14 protein-coding genes are annotated in these 16,332 nt (G+C 63.0%); 11 read left to right on the top strand and 3 right to left on the bottom strand.

Features of this window, described 5'->3' with window-relative positions:
* The first annotated feature begins 17 nt into the window (after nucleotides 1-17).
* From GT571_RS09095 to GT571_RS09075, 5 genes are read left to right on the top strand one after another with little or no spacing between them, the layout of a single operon-like run.
* The gene (locus tag GT571_RS09095; protein ID WP_161156800.1) at nucleotides 18-2,900 is read left to right on the top strand and encodes a proton-conducting transporter transmembrane domain-containing protein; all 2,883 of its coding nucleotides are present in this window, start codon (nucleotides 18-20) and stop codon (nucleotides 2,898-2,900) included.
* 12 nt (nucleotides 2,901-2,912) lie between these two features.
* Nucleotides 2,913-3,491 carry an NADH-quinone oxidoreductase subunit B family protein gene (locus GT571_RS09090; protein WP_117648242.1) on the top strand — a complete coding sequence of 193 codons (579 nt, stop codon included), beginning with the start codon at nucleotides 2,913-2,915 and terminating at the stop codon, nucleotides 3,489-3,491.
* Nucleotides 3,491-4,210 (top strand): NADH-quinone oxidoreductase subunit C, encoded by a 720-nt coding sequence (locus GT571_RS09085; RefSeq protein ID WP_117648241.1) that lies wholly within the window; start codon nucleotides 3,491-3,493, stop codon nucleotides 4,208-4,210. The genes GT571_RS09090 and GT571_RS09085 overlap by 1 nt, the downstream gene beginning before the upstream one ends.
* Nucleotides 4,211-4,215: 5 nt before the next feature.
* Nucleotides 4,216-5,304 (top strand): hydrogenase large subunit, encoded by a 1,089-nt coding sequence (locus GT571_RS09080; protein WP_161156798.1) that lies wholly within the window; start codon nucleotides 4,216-4,218, stop codon nucleotides 5,302-5,304.
* A 7-nt stretch (nucleotides 5,305-5,311) separates the two neighbouring features.
* Nucleotides 5,312-5,653, top strand: a complete 342-nt coding sequence (locus GT571_RS09075) for a 4Fe-4S dicluster domain-containing protein (protein ID WP_117648239.1) — start codon at nucleotides 5,312-5,314, stop codon at nucleotides 5,651-5,653.
* Between the two features lie 299 nt (nucleotides 5,654-5,952).
* On the opposite strand, the gene GT571_RS09070 is transcribed toward GT571_RS09075, so the two are convergent.
* Entirely contained in the window at nucleotides 5,953-6,582 is a 630-nt protein-coding gene (locus GT571_RS09070) for a response regulator (RefSeq protein ID WP_161156796.1), read from the bottom strand.
* A complete protein-coding gene (locus GT571_RS09065) occupies nucleotides 6,579-7,724 on the bottom strand; it encodes a sensor histidine kinase (RefSeq protein ID WP_161156794.1) in 1,146 nt (381 codons plus the stop codon). Before GT571_RS09065 ends, GT571_RS09070 begins: the two co-directional genes overlap by 4 nt.
* Before the next feature lie 196 nt (nucleotides 7,725-7,920).
* On the opposite strand from GT571_RS09065, the gene GT571_RS09060 reads away from it, so the two are divergent.
* The 5 genes from GT571_RS09060 to GT571_RS09040 all read left to right on the top strand — a co-directional run bounded on the left by GT571_RS09060 (nucleotide 7,921) and on the right by GT571_RS09040 (nucleotide 14,730).
* Nucleotides 7,921-8,859 carry an ABC transporter ATP-binding protein gene (locus tag GT571_RS09060; RefSeq protein ID WP_161156792.1) on the top strand — a complete coding sequence of 313 codons (939 nt, stop codon included), beginning with the start codon at nucleotides 7,921-7,923 and terminating at the stop codon, nucleotides 8,857-8,859.
* Between the two features lie 9 nt (nucleotides 8,860-8,868).
* The gene (locus GT571_RS09055; protein ID WP_161156790.1) at nucleotides 8,869-10,056 is read left to right on the top strand and encodes an ABC transporter permease; all 1,188 of its coding nucleotides are present in this window, start codon (nucleotides 8,869-8,871) and stop codon (nucleotides 10,054-10,056) included.
* Nucleotides 10,043-11,248, top strand: a complete 1,206-nt coding sequence (locus tag GT571_RS09050; RefSeq protein ID WP_161144991.1) for an ABC transporter permease — start codon at nucleotides 10,043-10,045, stop codon at nucleotides 11,246-11,248. The genes GT571_RS09055 and GT571_RS09050 overlap by 14 nt, the downstream gene beginning before the upstream one ends.
* A gap of 93 nt (nucleotides 11,249-11,341) precedes the next feature.
* Entirely contained in the window at nucleotides 11,342-12,055 is a 714-nt protein-coding gene (locus tag GT571_RS09045; protein ID WP_161144992.1) for an ABC transporter ATP-binding protein, read from the top strand.
* A gap of 8 nt (nucleotides 12,056-12,063) precedes the next feature.
* The gene (locus GT571_RS09040) at nucleotides 12,064-14,730 is read left to right on the top strand and encodes an ABC transporter permease (protein ID WP_161144993.1); all 2,667 of its coding nucleotides are present in this window, start codon (nucleotides 12,064-12,066) and stop codon (nucleotides 14,728-14,730) included.
* Between the two features lie 48 nt (nucleotides 14,731-14,778).
* On the opposite strand, the gene GT571_RS09035 is transcribed toward GT571_RS09040, so the two are convergent.
* On the bottom strand, nucleotides 14,779-15,078 hold the full coding sequence (locus GT571_RS09035; protein WP_338400878.1) for a transposase: 300 nt from the start codon (nucleotides 15,076-15,078) through the stop codon (nucleotides 14,779-14,781).
* Between the two features lie 62 nt (nucleotides 15,079-15,140).
* Here GT571_RS09035 and GT571_RS09030 point away from each other — a divergent pair.
* Nucleotides 15,141-16,282, top strand: a protein-coding gene (locus GT571_RS09030) for an IS3 family transposase (protein ID WP_417575370.1) whose coding sequence is annotated in 2 segments (ribosomal slippage) — nucleotides 15,141-15,399 and nucleotides 15,399-16,282 — 1,143 coding nt in all. Because the reading frame shifts where the segments join, the coding sequence is not laid out codon by codon here.
* Nucleotides 16,283-16,332 lie beyond the last annotated feature (50 nt).

The raw sequence follows: 16,332 nt of genomic DNA, 5'->3' as shown, positions 1-16,332 counted from the left end.
CATGGGGGAGTGATGATATGACGCTACTGTATTTCCTTACCCTGTTTCCGCTGGTACCGGCACTGGGCATGCTGGTCGCGCGCGGCGACCGCGCCCGCGATGCGGTGGGGCTCATAGGTTCCGGCATTATTATGGCGGTGACAGCTGTAGTCGCCGTCATGTTTTTTGGCACGGGTCCGCAGAGCTTTGAGGTTGCCCCCGGCACCTCGCATGTGCTCTCGATCATCAGCTCCGCCATCGACGTCGTCCTGTGCGCCGTCATCCTGTACAACGCGTACAAATATAGGAACGCGCTCACCACGGTGCTCGGCATAGTCCAGCTGGTGGGCTCGCTCGCCTTTGCAGCCATGACGCTGCCCGCGGCCGAAGCCGTCACGGCGACGCCGCTCTACCTGGACTACATGAGTGTGATCATGGTCCTCGCCGTCGGCATTGTCGGCAGCCTAATCTGCGTGTATGCCCTGGGCTACATGAAGGACTTCCAGGCGCACGATGAGCGCGAGGCAGCGCTGCGCGGGCAGACCGCGCCCGACCGACGTCCGCAGTTCCTGGCGCTCATGTTCCTGTTCCTCTCGGCCATGTTCGTCATCGTGACGAGCGACAACCTTGAGTGGCTGTTCTGCGGCTGGGAAATCACCACCGTGTGCTCGTTCCTTATGATTGGCTACACGCGCACGCCCGAGGCTATCAAGAACGCCTTCACCCAGATCATCCTCAACATGCTGGGCGGCATCGCGTTTTTGGCCGAACTCATGTACCTGCACGTTAACGGCATGCCGCTGACCATCTCGGGCATGATCGAGCTTTCCGGCGCCGGAACCGCGCAATCCGCGCTGCTGGTGATGCCGGTCGTTCTGCTGTCGCTCGCCGCACTCACCAAGGCCGCACAGATGCCGTTCCACACTTGGCTGTTGGGTGCCATGGTTGCCCCCACGCCCACGAGCGCCCTGCTGCACTCGTCCACCATGGTCAAAGCCGGCGTGTTCCTGATGGTCAAGCTCAGCCCACTCTATGCCATCTATCCCGTGACCGGCTTTATGGTCACGAGTGTGGGTGCCATCACGTTTTTGCTCGCTGCCCTCATGGCCATCTCGCAGAGCAACGCCAAACGCGTGCTCGCGTACTCCACCATTTCCAACTTGGGCCTTATCAGCGCCTGCCTGGGCGTCGGCGCGCCCGAGGCCGTGTGGGCCGCGATCTTCCTGATCCTGTTCCATACGGTGGCAAAGTCGCTGCTGTTCCTGTGCGTGGGCACGGCCGAGCATCATATCGGCAGCCGCAATATCGAGGACATGGACGGTATGTTCAGCCGCATGCCGCACCTGACGCGCCTGATGATGCTGGGCATTATGGGCATGTTCGTGGCCCCGTTTGGCATGCTCGTGTCCAAGTGGGGCGCCCTGGTGGCGTTTGCCCAGACCGGCAACGTGCTCATGATCATGGTGCTTGCCTTTGGCTCGGCCGCGACGTTCTTCTTCTGGGGCAAGTGGCTTGCCAAGCTTTCGGGCGTCGACCCCACGGCTCAAAACGTTGAGGTCAATGTCCATAAGACCGAATGGATGGCCCTCAACACCATCGCCGCGCTGCTGATTCTGTGCTGCGTGGCGTTCCCGGTTATCTCGAGCGGTCTGGTGTCGCCTTACTTGGCCATGGTGTTTGGCCGCGTGCCGTACGTTATTGGCAAGGATGCCATGTATCTGATGGTGGTTATCGTGGCTTTTATCGCCGTGGTGCTGCTGACTTCATTCCGCGTGAGCAACAAACCGCACGTAAACGTATATCTTTCGGGTGTGGGAACCGACAATTACCGCCATTTCCGCGGCTCGATGGGACGCGAGGTGAAGGCCGAAAAGCGCAATTGGTACTCGGTGGACGCCCTTGGCGAGAAGCGTATTGGTCCCGCGGGTAGCGTCGTGTGCTGCAGCATTATCTTGTTTGCGCTGCTGTGTTGCGCGTGGATTGGGCCCGAGAGACTTGCCATGAGCGCGCCCTCGGTGCTGCGCGGTAAGTATTTCGAAGGCTCGGGTGTCGTGGGCATTTTTATAGGTACCGTGGTGTTTGCCCTGCTGGCGCCGCTTGTGGGTGGCCTGATCGACGGAGTCGACCGCAAGCTGTCCGCTCGCATGCAGGGCCGCGTGGGCCCGCGCCTGCTGCAACCGTTCTACGACGTTGCCAAGCTGCTGCGCAAGGCCCCTGCCAGCGTAAACACCATGGACGATACCTATATGGCATGTGCGCTCATCTTTACCGTGGTAGGCGGCGGCATCTTTGTGTCGGGTTCCAACACGCTGCTGTGCGCTTTTATGGTGACGCTCGCCGCGATCTTTGTGGTGCTGGCGTCCGCCTCGACGCAAAGCCCGTTTGCGCAGGTCGGCGCCGATCGCGAGCTGCTGCAGGTTATGAGCTACGAGCCCGCCGTTCTGCTGATGAGCGTGGGCCTGTACCTTGCCACCGACAGCTTCGATTCCATTGCCGTGACGGGGCAGTCGGCCCCCATCATCGTGTACAGCGCGCCCATTTTCCTTGCGCTGCTCGCGGTGCTTACCATCAAGCTACGCAAGTCGCCGTTCGACCTTTCGTACTCGCATCACGCGCATCAGGAGATTGTCCAGGGCGTCGCCACCGAGATGAGCGGCAGCACGCTGGCCAAGATGACCCTTATGCACTGGTGCGAGACCGTGCTGTTTTTGATGTGGGTGGGCATGTTCTTTGTCTGGGACAACCCGGTGAGCTGGGTGGTCGCCCTGGTCGTGATGGTCGCGACGTATTTTGTCGAGGTACTGATCGACAACACCTTTGCCCGCAGCACCTGGCGCAGCTGCTTTAAGCTCGGCTGGGGCGTGGCGCTGGTGTTTGGCCTGCTCAACCTTATGCCCATCCTCGTCGACGTGTTTATTTAGGAGGCAGCATCCATGGATCATAAAATGTCGCGCTCGCCGTGGGTTATTCATTACGACGGCTCGAGCTGCAACGGATGCGATATCGAGGTGCTGGCCTCGCTCACGCCGCTGTTCGATGCGGAGCGCTTTGGCGTGGTCAACACCGGCAACCCCAAGCATGCGGATATCTTTTTGGTGACGGGGTCGGTCAATGCCCAGAACCTGCCCGTCGTGCGCCAGATCTACAACCAGATGCTCGAGCCCAAGTGCGTTGTGGCGTGCGGCATTTGCGCGTGCTCGGGCGGCGTGTTCCGCGATGCCTACAACGTGATCGGCGGCGTGGACCGCGCGATTCCCGTGGACGTGTACGCGCCCGGGTGCGCCATTCGTCCCGAGACCGTGATCGATGCCATCGTGGAGGCGTGCGGCATCCTGGACCAGAAGGAGGCCGTGATGCGTGCTGGCGGTGACCCGCTTACCGTGGGCGGCGCCGCAACCTGGGACGGTGGCGTTGGGCTGGGCGAGGACGGGTTTGTGGCCGCGGGGGCCGGGGCCGGTGTCGACGCAGGCACGGCTGACGGTGCGCCCGCCGCTGCAAAGGAGGCCGAGTAATGCAAAAGGCTATCTATACTACCGTCGGGATCGACGAGCTCCTGTCGCATGTCCAGGCGCTCAAGGGCGTCGGCGCGCGCTTTGTGCAGATGCACGCCGAGCGCTGTGTGGACGACGGATCGTATCGCCTGGTCTATACGTTTATCAACGTCCGCGCCGCGCAAGAGCAGATCGCGCGGGACGGAAACTATGCGATCGAGAACCTGGTGGTCGAGGGTATCGACCAGTACCAGGAGATTCCGTCCATCAGCTCGTACTATCCGGCGGTGTTTCCGTTTGAGAACGAGGCCCACGACCTGTTTGGTCTTGCCATTACCGACATGCAGATTGACTTTAAGGGCTTTTTCTACCAGGTCTCGACTGCCGAACCCATGAGCGTCATCACGCCCGAGGTGAAGACTGCTCGCGAGAAGGCCATGAAAGTCCGCGCGGCCGCCGAGGCCAAGGCGCGCAAGGCCGCGGCCGAGAAGGCTGCCGCTACCGCGGCCGCCGCGGGGAAGGGCGCTGTGGGCGCTGGCGATGCTGCGGGTGCTGCCGTCGCTCAGCCCGCTGCGGCTGCCGGCTCCGATGCTCAACACGATGAGGCTGCTGCGAAGGCCGCGCTCAAGGCCGCCGAGATGGAGGCAAAGCTCGCCGCCATGGATCCCGAGAAAGCGGCCAAGGTCCGCGCGGCGCTTGCCGCCAAGGCCGCCCGCGATAAGCAGAAAAAGGAGGCGTAAGGTCCATGGCACATCGCTCTGTTATTCCGTTTGGCCCGCAGCACCCAGTACTGCCCGAGCCGCTTCATCTGGACCTGGTGATCGAGGACGACCGCGTCATCGAGGCAATTCCGCAGATCGGCTTTGTGCACCGCGGACTCGAGAAGCTCACCGAAAAGCGCGATATGTATCAGTTTGGCTACATCGCCGAGCGCATCTGCGGCATCTGCGCCGTGGGCCACAGTTGCGGCTATGCCAGCGCCTGCGAGCGTATGCTCGACATCGAGGTGCCCGGCCGCGTGCGGTATATCCGCACCATCTTGCATGAGCTTTCGCGCATCCACTCGCATCTGCTGTGGCTCGGACTGCTCGCCGACGCCTTTGGTTTCGAGGCGCTGTTCTATCGGTCATGGACCCTGCGCGAGCAGATTCTCAAGATCTTTGAGAGCACGTGCGGCGGTCGCGTGATCCTGTCGATCAACGAGATCGGCGGCCTTAAGCACGACATCGAGGACTCCGAGCTGGCGGGTATTGTCCAGACACTCGATGCCATGCGTCCCGACTACGAGGCCCTGGTGCATACGTTTTTGGACGACGCCAGCTGTGGTGAGCGTCTGCATGGCGTGGGCGTGATCAGCAAGAAAGACGCGCTGGAGCTTTCGATGGTCGGACCGTTTGGGCGCGCCTCGGGTGTGGATTACGACGTGCGCATGTTTGGCGACGGCGCCTATGCGGATCTGGCCGCGTTTGAGCCCATCGTGGCAACCGACGGCGACTGCTATGCCCGCTGCCAGGTGCGTTGCGCCGAGGTCACGCAGGCCATGGATATCATCAAGGAGCTTGTCGGTAAGATTCCACACGACGGCATCGGCGGGCGCACCAAGCTTACGCCGGCCGACGGCGCGCGCGGCGAAGTTGTGATTGAGCAGCCGCGCGGCGAGGCGTACTACTATGTACGCGGCAACGGCACCAAGAACCTGGACCGTTTTCGCGTGCGAACGCCGACGTCGCAAAACCTGGCGGGTCTGACACATGCGCTGCAGGGCGTGCTCCTTGCCAACGTGCCCATGATTATCCTGACCATCGACCCCTGCATTAGCTGCACGGAAAGGTAGGCGCGGCATGAGTTTGCTGACATTTGCCAAGACGGCCTTGGGTTCTATGGTCAAGCAGCCGGTCACGGTGTGCTATCCGCAGGAGAAACTGACGGCGCCCGAGCGCCTGCGCGGGCATATTGTCAATGACATGGACGTGTGCATCTGCTGCGGCATGTGCGCTCGGCGTTGTCCGGCGGGCGCACTCGCGGTCGATCGCAAAGGCGGCACCTGGTCGATTGACCCGTACGCCTGCGTGGTGTGCGGCGAGTGCATCGAAAGCTGCCCCAAACACTGCCTGACTATGGATACCGCCCGTACCCCAGTCGCAGCGGATAAGACTCCCACGGTAGAAACCAAGCCGGAATAGCTCTGGAATAGAGCTGGAATAGGGGCCGGTGGGGCAAAAATGCCCCACCGGCCCCGCGCGTGAACTCGCGGTTGGGCCGCCCGAACAAAACTATGTCGGTTTACTACGATGAATTCGATATTCCCGACCATGACTGCATTTTTCTAAATATTGCAAACGTTCTACCTGCGGTTTTGCAAGCGCGCAATTTGTCGTGGTCGAAGGTGGGCGATTCATCGTAGTAATCCGGCATAGTTTTGAAATGACATCAAATCGATAACAGCCATTTTGCTCTGCCCGAGCGGTTGACCGTTGGGTAATTACCCTCGCAGGTAGGCGATGGCGATTTGGGTGCGGTTGCGCAGGCCCATTTTGGCCAGGATCGAACTGATGTGGTTGCGCACGGTGCCTTCGCCCATGTATGCCGTGGCGGCGATCTCCTTGTTGTCGAGGCCGCGGGCGATGAGCTCGGCGACTTCGAACTCGCGGTCGGTTAGGCTGGCGAAGGCCGCGGGCCGGCGGGGCGTGCCCGCCTCGATGCCCGTTCCGTCAAAATCGATGTCCTCGATTGCCTTGCCCTCGAGCACGCGTTTGCCGTCCATGACCTGCGTCAATGCCGGCGGAATGGTAGCGACATCGGTTTTGATCAGGTAGCCGCGGGCGCCCAGTTTGAGCGCCGACACAATGTACTCGTCATCCGAGAATGTCGTCAGAAACACCACTCGTGCCGCAGGGTCGCGCTCAAGGATCTCGCGTGCCGCCGAAAGTCCGTCGCGCCCCGGCATCTGAATGTCGAGCAGCGCGATATCGGGCGCGTGCTCAGCGTAGAGCGCGACCGCGTCGTCGCCATTGGCGCCGGTGCCCACTACCTCGATTTGCGGCTGGGCGCCCAGGATAATCTTGAGCGAATCGACTACCAAACGGTCGTCGTCGACAACGATGAGCCTCATCGGCCCTCATCTCCTTGCTGTTTGGGAACGGTGGCGAACACGCGCCAGCCGCCGGCGCCGGCGCGCGGGCCGGCGGTGAAGGTGCCGCCAAGCGCCTCGATGCGCTCGCGCATGGAGGCGAGCCCCATGCCCTCCGCGGCGCCGCGATCGTTTGCTTGGACCCCGCCCGCGCCATCGTCGGTAACGATGAGCTGGTAAAACGACGGATGCTCCATGCATCGTACGGTGACAGCATGGGCGCAAGCGTGGCGCATGGTGTTGGAGAGCGCCTCGCGCAGGACCGCCGCAAAGCAGTTGGCGACGTTTGCGGGCGCATGTTCGGCCAAAACTTCAAGCTCAATCTGCGGGCCGCCGTCCGAGCGCGCGCCTTCAACAATGCGTTCGAGTTGCACGGAAAGGTCGACGGCATTGTCGTTGAGCGCGTGGACGCTGGTGCGCACAAGCTGGAGTGCCTCGTCAACCGTGCGTTTAACGTCGGCGAAATCGGCGGCGACGCTGGGCTCGTCGGCGTGGACCACGCGCAGGGCTTCGGCCTGCAGTGAGGCGCGCGTGAGCTGGTGCCCGACGTTATCGTGGATCTCGCGCGCGATGCGGGCGCGTTCGGCGAGTGTCGCAAGCTCGACTTCGTAGTCCTGGCGATCGGCAAGATCGCGATTGCGCGCCTCGAGCACGAGGGCTCGTTCCTGCAGCTCGTCGCGGGTGCGGCGCATGCGCTGCTGCTCGCGCTCCAACTGGGCGGTGCGTAGCGATAGCAAGGTGGCGGCAACCGAAAGGATGGCGGTCAGCAGGAGCGTTCGGGCGGTGAGCGCGTCGGCGCGAAGGTCCGCGACGAGCGCAAAGGCAAGGGCGGAGCCAATGCCCAGCGCGACCCAGGCGTGCTCACGGCGCACGCGCCGCGCGATGTCATAGAGGGCGAGAGGCACAAACGGCACAAACGGCGGCACGAAGACAGCCGCGATGATGTAAGCGTAGCTCGCGGCCTCGCTTGTGCGCCGGGCGCGTTCTTCCTGTGCGACCTCGGCCAGCGAGGTGGCAATAACACCAAGGCAAAACGCCGCGACCAGGCGAGCGTCCACAGCAAGGCCCATAGCGGCCGCAATGCAGCACGCCAGCACGATCGATTTGTCGAAAAGCCTGTTCATGCGGGTATTGTACGCGATGCTGCGCGCGGGGGAGGCGCCGCCTACGCAACCGTGACATTCCTCCCGCGCGGCAAAGCGGGGCGCCGGCGGGCCACGCGACCAAGCCCCGCACTTGTGACAAAGCTCACTGGCGCGCGCCGGCGGCTCCTGCGATGATGCAATCGTACCGGGCCGCAAGCAACAGAAGGGCCGCCTCATGACAGACATCGCCCACGTCGAAAACCTCGTCAAGCGCTACGACGACCTTATTGCGCTCGACCACTTTAACCTGAGCATCGCCCCCGGCGAGATCTTTGGCCTGCTGGGCCCCAACGGCTCGGGCAAGACCACGTCCATCAACTGTATTCTGCAGCTGCTTGCCTACGACAAAGGCGCCATTGAGCTGTTCGGCGAGCCCATGACACCCACCCGCTACGACCTCAAGCGCCGCATCGGTGTAGTGCCGCAGCAGGTGGCGGTGTTCGACGAGCTTACGGTGCGCGAGAACATCGACTATTTCTGCAGCCTTTACGTTAGCGACCGCAAGCGCCGCCGTGCGCTGGTGGACGAGGCGATCGACTTTGTCGGCCTGGGCGACTTTGCCAAGTTCCGCCCCGGTAAGCTCTCGGGCGGCCTGGCCCGCCGCCTCAACATTGCCTGCGGCATCGCGCACAAGCCCGAGCTCATCTTTTTTGACGAGCCCACGGTGGCGGTCGACCCACAGAGCCGCAACGCCATCCTGAAGGGCATCTGCCGCCTGCGCGACGAGGGCGCCACGGTGGTGTATACCAGCCATTACATGGAGGAAGTCGAGCAGATTTGCAGCCGCATCATGATCATGGACGGCGGCCGCGTGCTGGCGCAGGGCACCAACGACGAGCTCAAGCGCATGATTCAGATGGGCGAGCGCGTGACCGTCGAGGTCGGCGCCGTCGAGCCCGCTACGGTCGAGCGACTGCGCGCCCTCGAGCACGTGCTTTCGGTCGAGCTGTCCGGCGGCGAGCTCGTCTGCACCTGCGAAGCGAGCCCGCACAACCTGGTCGACATCCTCGACACGCTGCGCGCCGCCGACGTGGCGCTCGGCCGCGTGTGGAGCGAGCCGCCGACCCTCAACGACGTGTTTCTCGAGATCACCGGCCGCGAGCTGCGCGACTAGGGGGCGGCCATGTTCAACACCATCATCACCACGGTCAAGGCGCTGCTGCGCCGGCCGAGCACGTGGGTCTGGGGTGCTCTCTTTCCCATCGCGCTTTCCACGATGTTCATGTTTATGTTTGCGAATCTGAGCTCCGACGGCACGGTCGATCCGGTGCCGGTGGCCGTTGTCGCTGACGAAGCCTGGGACGCTTCGACCTTTAAGGACGTGGCGACGTCGCTCGGCGAGGAGGGCGACGATCAGCTGCTCGAGATTCACGAGTGCGACGACGCAGCCGATGCGAACCGTGCGCTTAAGGCTGGCGAGGTCGCGGGCATCTATACGGTCGACGACGCAGGCGTACCCAAGCTCACACTGCTATCGAGCTACGACAGCTCGCGCGCATCATCGGTGCTCACCGATCGCAGCATCCTGGAGACGGTGGCAAGCTCGTATACACAAAATGCCGAGCTCATGTCCCAGATTGCCCAGGACAACCCGGCGGCACTTGCCGACCCCGAGGCGGTTGCGCGCGCCCTGTCGCTCGAGGGCGGCACCCGTCGCGTGAGCCTTACGCGCACCACGCCCGACGGCACGGTCATCTACTATTACGCGCTTTTTGGCCTGGTCGCGATGATGTCTGCCGAGTTTGCCGCCTTGAGCGTCGTCGATTTGCAGCCCAATCTGTCGGGCCTTGGCGCGCGTCGCTGCGTGGGCGGTCTTTCCAAGACGGCGTCGCTGGCCGGCATCTTTGTCGGCTCGTGGCTGGTTTCCTTCGCCTCGATGGCGATCGCAATCGGCTACGTGCGCCTGGTCGTGGGCGTCGACTTTGGCGGGCGCGAGGGGCTGTGTCTGGTGGGCGGCGCCGCTTCCGCGCTTGCCGCCACGGGCCTGGGGCTCTTTGTGGGTACGCTTCCCGTTAAGGGCGGCAAGGCGTCCAAGTCCGGCATCCTTACGGGCTTTGCTACCACGTGCGCCCTGTTCGCCGGCCTCTACGGCGAGCCGGCGATGGCGCTTGCCGACGACGTCGCCCGCGCCTGCCCGGCCGAGTGCTGGCTCAACCCCGTCAAGCTTATCTGCGACATGTTCAACCGCCTGTATTTCTTTGAGGACCTGGGCCCCTTTGCCGTTCGCGCCGGCGCACTGGTCCTTATGGCGCTGCTGTTCGTTGCCGCCGCCACGCTGATCTTTGGAAGGAGCCGCTATGAGCACCTTTAAGACCGCGCTTCGCATGGCGCTCGCGCACCCGTTCTACCTGCTTATCTACACGGTGTTCATTTCGCTGATGGGCGTATTCATCGCGGCATCGGTGAGCTGGAACTCGTCGCAGCTCACCGAGTACAAGCCCTACGATGCCAACGTGATTGTGGTCGACCGCGACGACAGCGACCTTTCGCGTGCGCTTACCAAGCATCTGGGTTCGCGCTTTGAGCTGGTCACGGGCGTCGGCGACGACACCTACGACCTTGCGGACGCGCTCTCCAAGAGCAACAGCGCCAAAGGTAGCGCCGACTGCGTGTTCTTTATCCCGGAGGGGTTTGAGGGCGATCTTGTTGCAGCCGCCCGCGCGGGGGAGTCCCTGCCCAAGCTCGATGTGACCTACGGTGCTGGCACCATGGCGGCGGCGCTTTCGTCTGCCGAGGCCTCGCGCTGGATCTCGCTCGCGGGCGCTGCGGCGGCGCTTGAGCCCGCTGCTTCTAACGGCGACGTTGCCAAGGCCGCTGAACATGCGGCCGCGAAGCGCGCCAAGGTCGAGATCGAGCAGGTCAAGGTCGACTCGACTGCCGCCGCCACGCTCGAGTCGTACTTTAACTTTGGCGCGTACGCGATCATCTCGTCGGTCATCGTGTCGGTGGGACTGGTGTTCTCGGGCATGAACGAGCCCGAGCGTGTGCGCCGCATGGAGGCCGGCCCGGTCTCCGAGCGCCAGCGCTCGCTTGCCGTGTTTGCGGCCGCCGCCGTGCTCACCGTCTGCATCTGGTTCGTGTCGAGCATGATGGGCGTCGTGGGCTTTGCCGGCGCGGTTGCCGAGGTCGGCGTGGGTCGTGTGTGCCTGGCGCTGGCGGCGACGTTTGCCCTGGCGTGCACGCCTCTGGCCGTTGGCTTTGCGCTGTCGAGCCTGGGTGCGCGCGAGGAGCTGCTTAACGGTGTGGGCAACCTGCTTGGCATGCTCATGACGTTTTTGGGCGGCGCTTGGATGCCGCTGTCGCTGATGGGCTCGGCCGTGCAGACGGTGGCGCACTTTGTGCCGACGTATTGGGTGAACGACGCGATTGGCAAGGCGCTCGCTTCGGATCTGACGTCCACCGTGTTGGGTGACATCGCTTGCGACCTGGGCGTCACCGTGCTCTTCGCCGCCGCCATTGCCGCCGTAGGCCTGGCCCTCTCACGCGCCAAATCCCGCGCTTAGTCTGAAATAAATCCTAGGCCTCGCCCCAAAATAGTTCGCCAAGGTTTACTATTACGTTCATAAAGTAGTACGAGGCTAACAACGGGGGATACCATGGCAACGCAGGAAGCCTATGTCCAGGTCAAGGATCTCAAAAAGCACTACGGCGACGGTGATGCGCGCCTGACGGTACTCGATGGCATCGACACGTCCATCAATCGCGGCGAGATCTGCGTCATGCTGGGACCCTCGGGCTCGGGCAAGTCGACCTTTCTCAACCTGATCGGCGGCCTGGAGGATGCCGACGGCGGCTCCATCATGGTGGACGGCTGCGACCTCACGGTGCTCAAGCCTGCCGACCTGGGCGAGTATCGCCGCCGTGAGCTGGGCTTTGTCTTCCAGTTCTACAACCTGGTGCCCGACCTCACCATCAAGGAGAACATCGAGGTCACGGCGCACCTGTCCAAAAACCCGCTCAATGTCGACAACCTGCTGCGTTCGCTGGGCCTTTACGAGCACCGCAACAAGTTCCCGCGCCAGGTCTCGGGCGGCCAACAGCAGCGCTGCGCCATCGGCCGTGCGCTCGTCAAAAACCCGGGCCTGCTGCTGTGCGACGAGCCCACGGGCGCGCTTGACTATAAGACGTCCAAGGAAATCTTGCAGCTCATGGAGGATGTCAACCGCACCTACGGCTGTACCATCATCATTGTCACCCACAATGCCGCCATCGCGCGCATGGCCAATCGCGTGCTGCGCCTGCGCGACGGGCACATCGTCGAGGATGAGCTCAACGAGTCGCCCGTCGCGGCCGCCGAACTCGATTGGTAGGCGGCGCCATGACACCTCTCGCAAAACGTCTCCCGCGCGAGCTGCGCCGCAATATCGGCAAGTACCTGGGCATCTTTTTGCTTATGTGCGGAAGCATCGCTCTCACCTCGGGCTTTTTGCTCGCAGCGCATTCCATCGGCTGCCTTATCGACGACATGCGCGATGCGTACACGATTGAGGACGGCCGCGTGACCACCTCCTTCGAGGTCACCAAAGACCAGCTCAAGGCCGCCGAGGACGCGGCCGACGACGTCGGCGGCGTCACGCTCTACAAGAATTTTTCCATCGACGCCATCATCAAAAAGACCGCCGGCGACGACGGCACCAAGCGCACGCTGCGCACCTATGCGCACCGCACCAAGGTCGATATCGCGTCCTACTGTGAGGGCAGGGAGCCCAAGGCGGACGACGAGGTGGCCATCGACCGTGTCTTTGCCACCAATAACAACCTGTCCGTGGGCGATAAAGTCGAGCTCGAGGGTCGCACCTACACCATCTGCGGCATCATGACCCAGCCCGATAGCCAGGCGCTGTTCCTCAACAATTCGGACTTTACGGTGAACACCATCACCTATGGCGTGGCCGAGGTCACCGACGCCGGCTTTGCCGCGCTCGAGGATGCCGGCGGCGCGCCTGCCTACACGTACTCCTTTACCTTTACCGATCGCGACCTCCCCACCGCGGATCGCATCGATGCGGAGCAGGATATGGTCGAGGTACTGACCGATGCCGATGCGCGCGTGGACGATCTGATCGATGCTGATTCCAATCAGGGCATTGGCTATGCGCGCGATGACGTGGACGGCGACTCCATGATGTGGATGACGCTGCTCGACATCATCATCGTGATCATGGCGTTCGTCTTTGTGGTCCTTACCGACGCCACCATCGAGGAGGAGAGCGCCATCATCGGCACACTGCTCGCCAGCGGCTATCGCCGTCGCGAGATCGTACTGCACTACCTCGCGCTTCCCGCCATCGTGGGCATGCTCGCGGCGCTGTTGGGCACCGCGCTCGGCGTTGCGTTCTTTACCGAGCCCATGCGCGGCCTCTATTACGGCTCGTACAGCCTGCCGCCCTTCCAGGTGTACTGGAGCTGGGAGATCTTTGTGAAGTGCGCCGTGGTTCCCGTCGCCGCGCTCATCCTCATCACGCTGGTGGGTCTGCTTCGCAAAATGGGCAAGACGCCGTTGCAGTTCCTTCGTCACGAAGCGAGCGGCAAGTCGGGAACCAAGCGTGGCCTGCAGCTGCCGGAGCGCATGGGCTTTGTTTCCCGCTTCCGCCTGCGTATCTTCCTGCGCAACCTGGGCAACTTCGCCACGCTTTTCGTGGGCATTGCGTTTGCCTCGCTGCTGCTGCTCTTTGGCCTGGCGATTCTGCCCACGATGACGCACTACGCGGACAACCTCGAGACAAGCCTGGTCGCCGAGCACCAGTACACGCTCAAGGCCCCGCTGGAACTCGAGGGCACCGCCGAGGAGCGCGAGCAGTGGTCGGCACTCGAGCGTTTGCAGTCGGTTGACGGCGCACTGCTTTCTGCCGCTCAGGATGCCGATGACGAGCTTGACGACGCGGCCGATGCAGCGCAGGCGGCAGCCGATGCCGCGACCAGCGCTCCGTCTGCCGAGAGCCTGGCCGCGGCGCAGGGTGCGCTTGCAAACGTCCAGGACAAGAAGGATGCGCTTTATGCGCGCCTCGATGACCTTGCCGATGCCCTCGGCTGCGACCGCGACGAGGCTATCGACCTGATCGACAAGGCCTCTAAGATCGACACTGACAACGACGACATTCACCCGGTTAACACGACCGATAACGGTGCAGACAAGATTGCGCAGACCGAGAAATACGCCGTTTACCAGCTGCAATACGACCGCGGCGATGGTAATGGGCAGGAGACGATTTCCGTCTACGGCATCTCGCCCAACTCGCGCTATTGGAAAGATCTCAACGTCGGCGATGGGCGCGTTGTCTTTGGCGGTGGCTTGCTCGACAAGTTTGGCTGGAGCGAGGGGCAGAAGGTCACGCTCGGCGACAAGTGCGAGGGCAAGGACTATTCGCTGGAGTACACGGGCAAGGACGCCACCTGGGGCTCTAAGTCGGATATGAATGTCTATATGAGCATCGACGACTTTAACGAGCTGTTCGGCAACGATGCCGCCTACTTTAACGGCTATGTGAGCGACGAGAAGCTCGACCTCGATGCCCGTTACTTTGCCGGCGACACCACGCCCGACGACATGCGCGCCGTGGGTGACCAGTTCATCGGCATGATGAGCAAAATGATCGGCATGATGGTCGGGCTCGCGGTGTTTATCTTCCTGCTGTTTATGTACCTGCTGACCAAGGCTGTGATCGACCACAGTGCCCGTTCGATCAGCTACATGAAAGTCTTTGGCTATCGCGATAGCGAGATCTCGCATCTGTACATCCGCTCGATCACGTTGTGCGTGGCGGTGTCGCTCGTGCTGAGCCTGCCCGTGATCATCGGCTCGCTCACGGCTGTCTTCCGATCGATGCTGCTTGCCTACAACGGCAATATCGAGATCTACGTGCCCGCTTGGTCCATGGCGGCATGTGTTGGCATCGGCTTTGCAACCTACCTGGTCGTGGCACTGCTGCACACGCGCTCCATCAAGCGTGTGAGCCTGGCCGAGGCCCTCAAAGTGCAGGAGTAACCCCTTATTGGTCATTGGGTGTTCCTATAGTTTTGTCAACCGTCGGGGCTACTCCCGGTAGGGCACCCGGTCGCGCATCACGGCGTATATCGCCCTGAGCCGCTTCCTCGCGACGGCCTTGAGCGCCCGCCCGTGCCCCATGCCCCGCGCCCTGCAGGCCCGGTAGTACTCGCCGTAGCGCCCCGAGGACCTCACCAGGCTGTTGCACGAGAAGATCAGCAGGGACTTGAGCCTCGCGTCGCCGCGCCTGGACGCCCTGACCGACCTCACCGACGTGCCGGAGCTCCTCACCCTCGGGGCTATGCCGCAGTACGAGGCCAGGTGGTCGTGGTCCGGGAACCTCCCGATGTGGATTGGCTACACTGATGTGGACAGTTCCGGGAGGGGCGCAGGAGACGGGAGGGCCGTATATGAGGGACCCCAGGCACCCGAGGCATTTCACCGACGAGTTCAAGAGGCAGATAGTCGACCTCTACAACGCCGGCAAGCCCAAGCGCGAGATCATGGACGAGTACGACCTCGGCAAGAGCACCGTGGAGAGGTGGATCAAGTCGATAAACGCGACCGGCTCGCCGCGCGCCGCGGACAACCGCACGCCCGAGCAGAACCGGATCCTGGAGCTCGAGCGCGAGAACCGCAGGCTCCGGATGGAGGTCGACGTCTTAAAACAAGCGGCGCTGATATACGCTCGAAAGTGAGGGCCATAGCGGCCAACGAGGGCCGCTACCCCATATCAGCGCAGTGCAGGCTCCTCGGCGTCGCGAGGTCGACGTACTACTCCATGCGCTCGCGGGCCGACCGGCCCGCCGCGCCGGACCCCGCCGCGCCGGCCGTGGTCGCGGCCCACGCCGCCAGCAAGGGCCGGTACGGCTCGCGCAAGATAAAGGCGTCGCTCGAGAGGTCGGGCGTCACCGTCAGCCGGCGCCGGGTCTGCCGCATCATGAGGGAGAACGGCCTGGTCAGCGCATACGGCAGGAAGAGGTTCAAGGTGCACCCCGGGGCGGTCAACGAGGCCGACGTGCCCAACGTCGTCGCGCGCGGCTTCGGCGGCAGGGCGCCGCGCACCCATATATGCAGCGACCTGACCTACGTGCGCGTCGGGGCCTCGTGGAACTACGTCTGCCTGCTCGTCGACCTCTACAACAGGGAGATCGTCGGCCACTCCGCCGGGCCCAGGAAGGACGCCCGGCTGGTCAAGTCGGCGTTCGCGACGCTCTCCTTCCCCATCTCGGACATCGAGGTCTTCCACACGGACCGCGGCAGCGAGTTCGACAACGCCGAGATCGACCTGATGCTCGAGGCCTTCGGCATTGAGAGGTCGCTGTCGGCCAAGGGCTGCCCCTACGACAACGCCGTCGACGAGTCGACCAACAGGATACTGAAGGCCGAGCTCGTCCACCGCGAGACGTTCGGCACGACGCGCGAGCTCCGGGCCAAGCTCTCGGACTACGTGCACTGGTACAACAACTTCAGGATCCACTCGACGCTGGGCTACATGTCTCCGGTCGAGTTCAGGGAGGCGGGGCTGTCCCTCCCGGAATCGTCCAAATAGGTGTTGCCAATCCACTCAAGGCCGTCGCGAGGAAGCGGCTCAGGGCGATA

It is taken from the genome of Collinsella aerofaciens (assembly GCF_009876115.1).
Lineage (GTDB): Bacteria > Actinomycetota > Coriobacteriia > Coriobacteriales > Coriobacteriaceae > Collinsella > Collinsella aerofaciens_N.
Note: the sequence above shows the minus strand (reverse complement) of the source record. Positions and strands in the feature narration are given on the sequence as shown.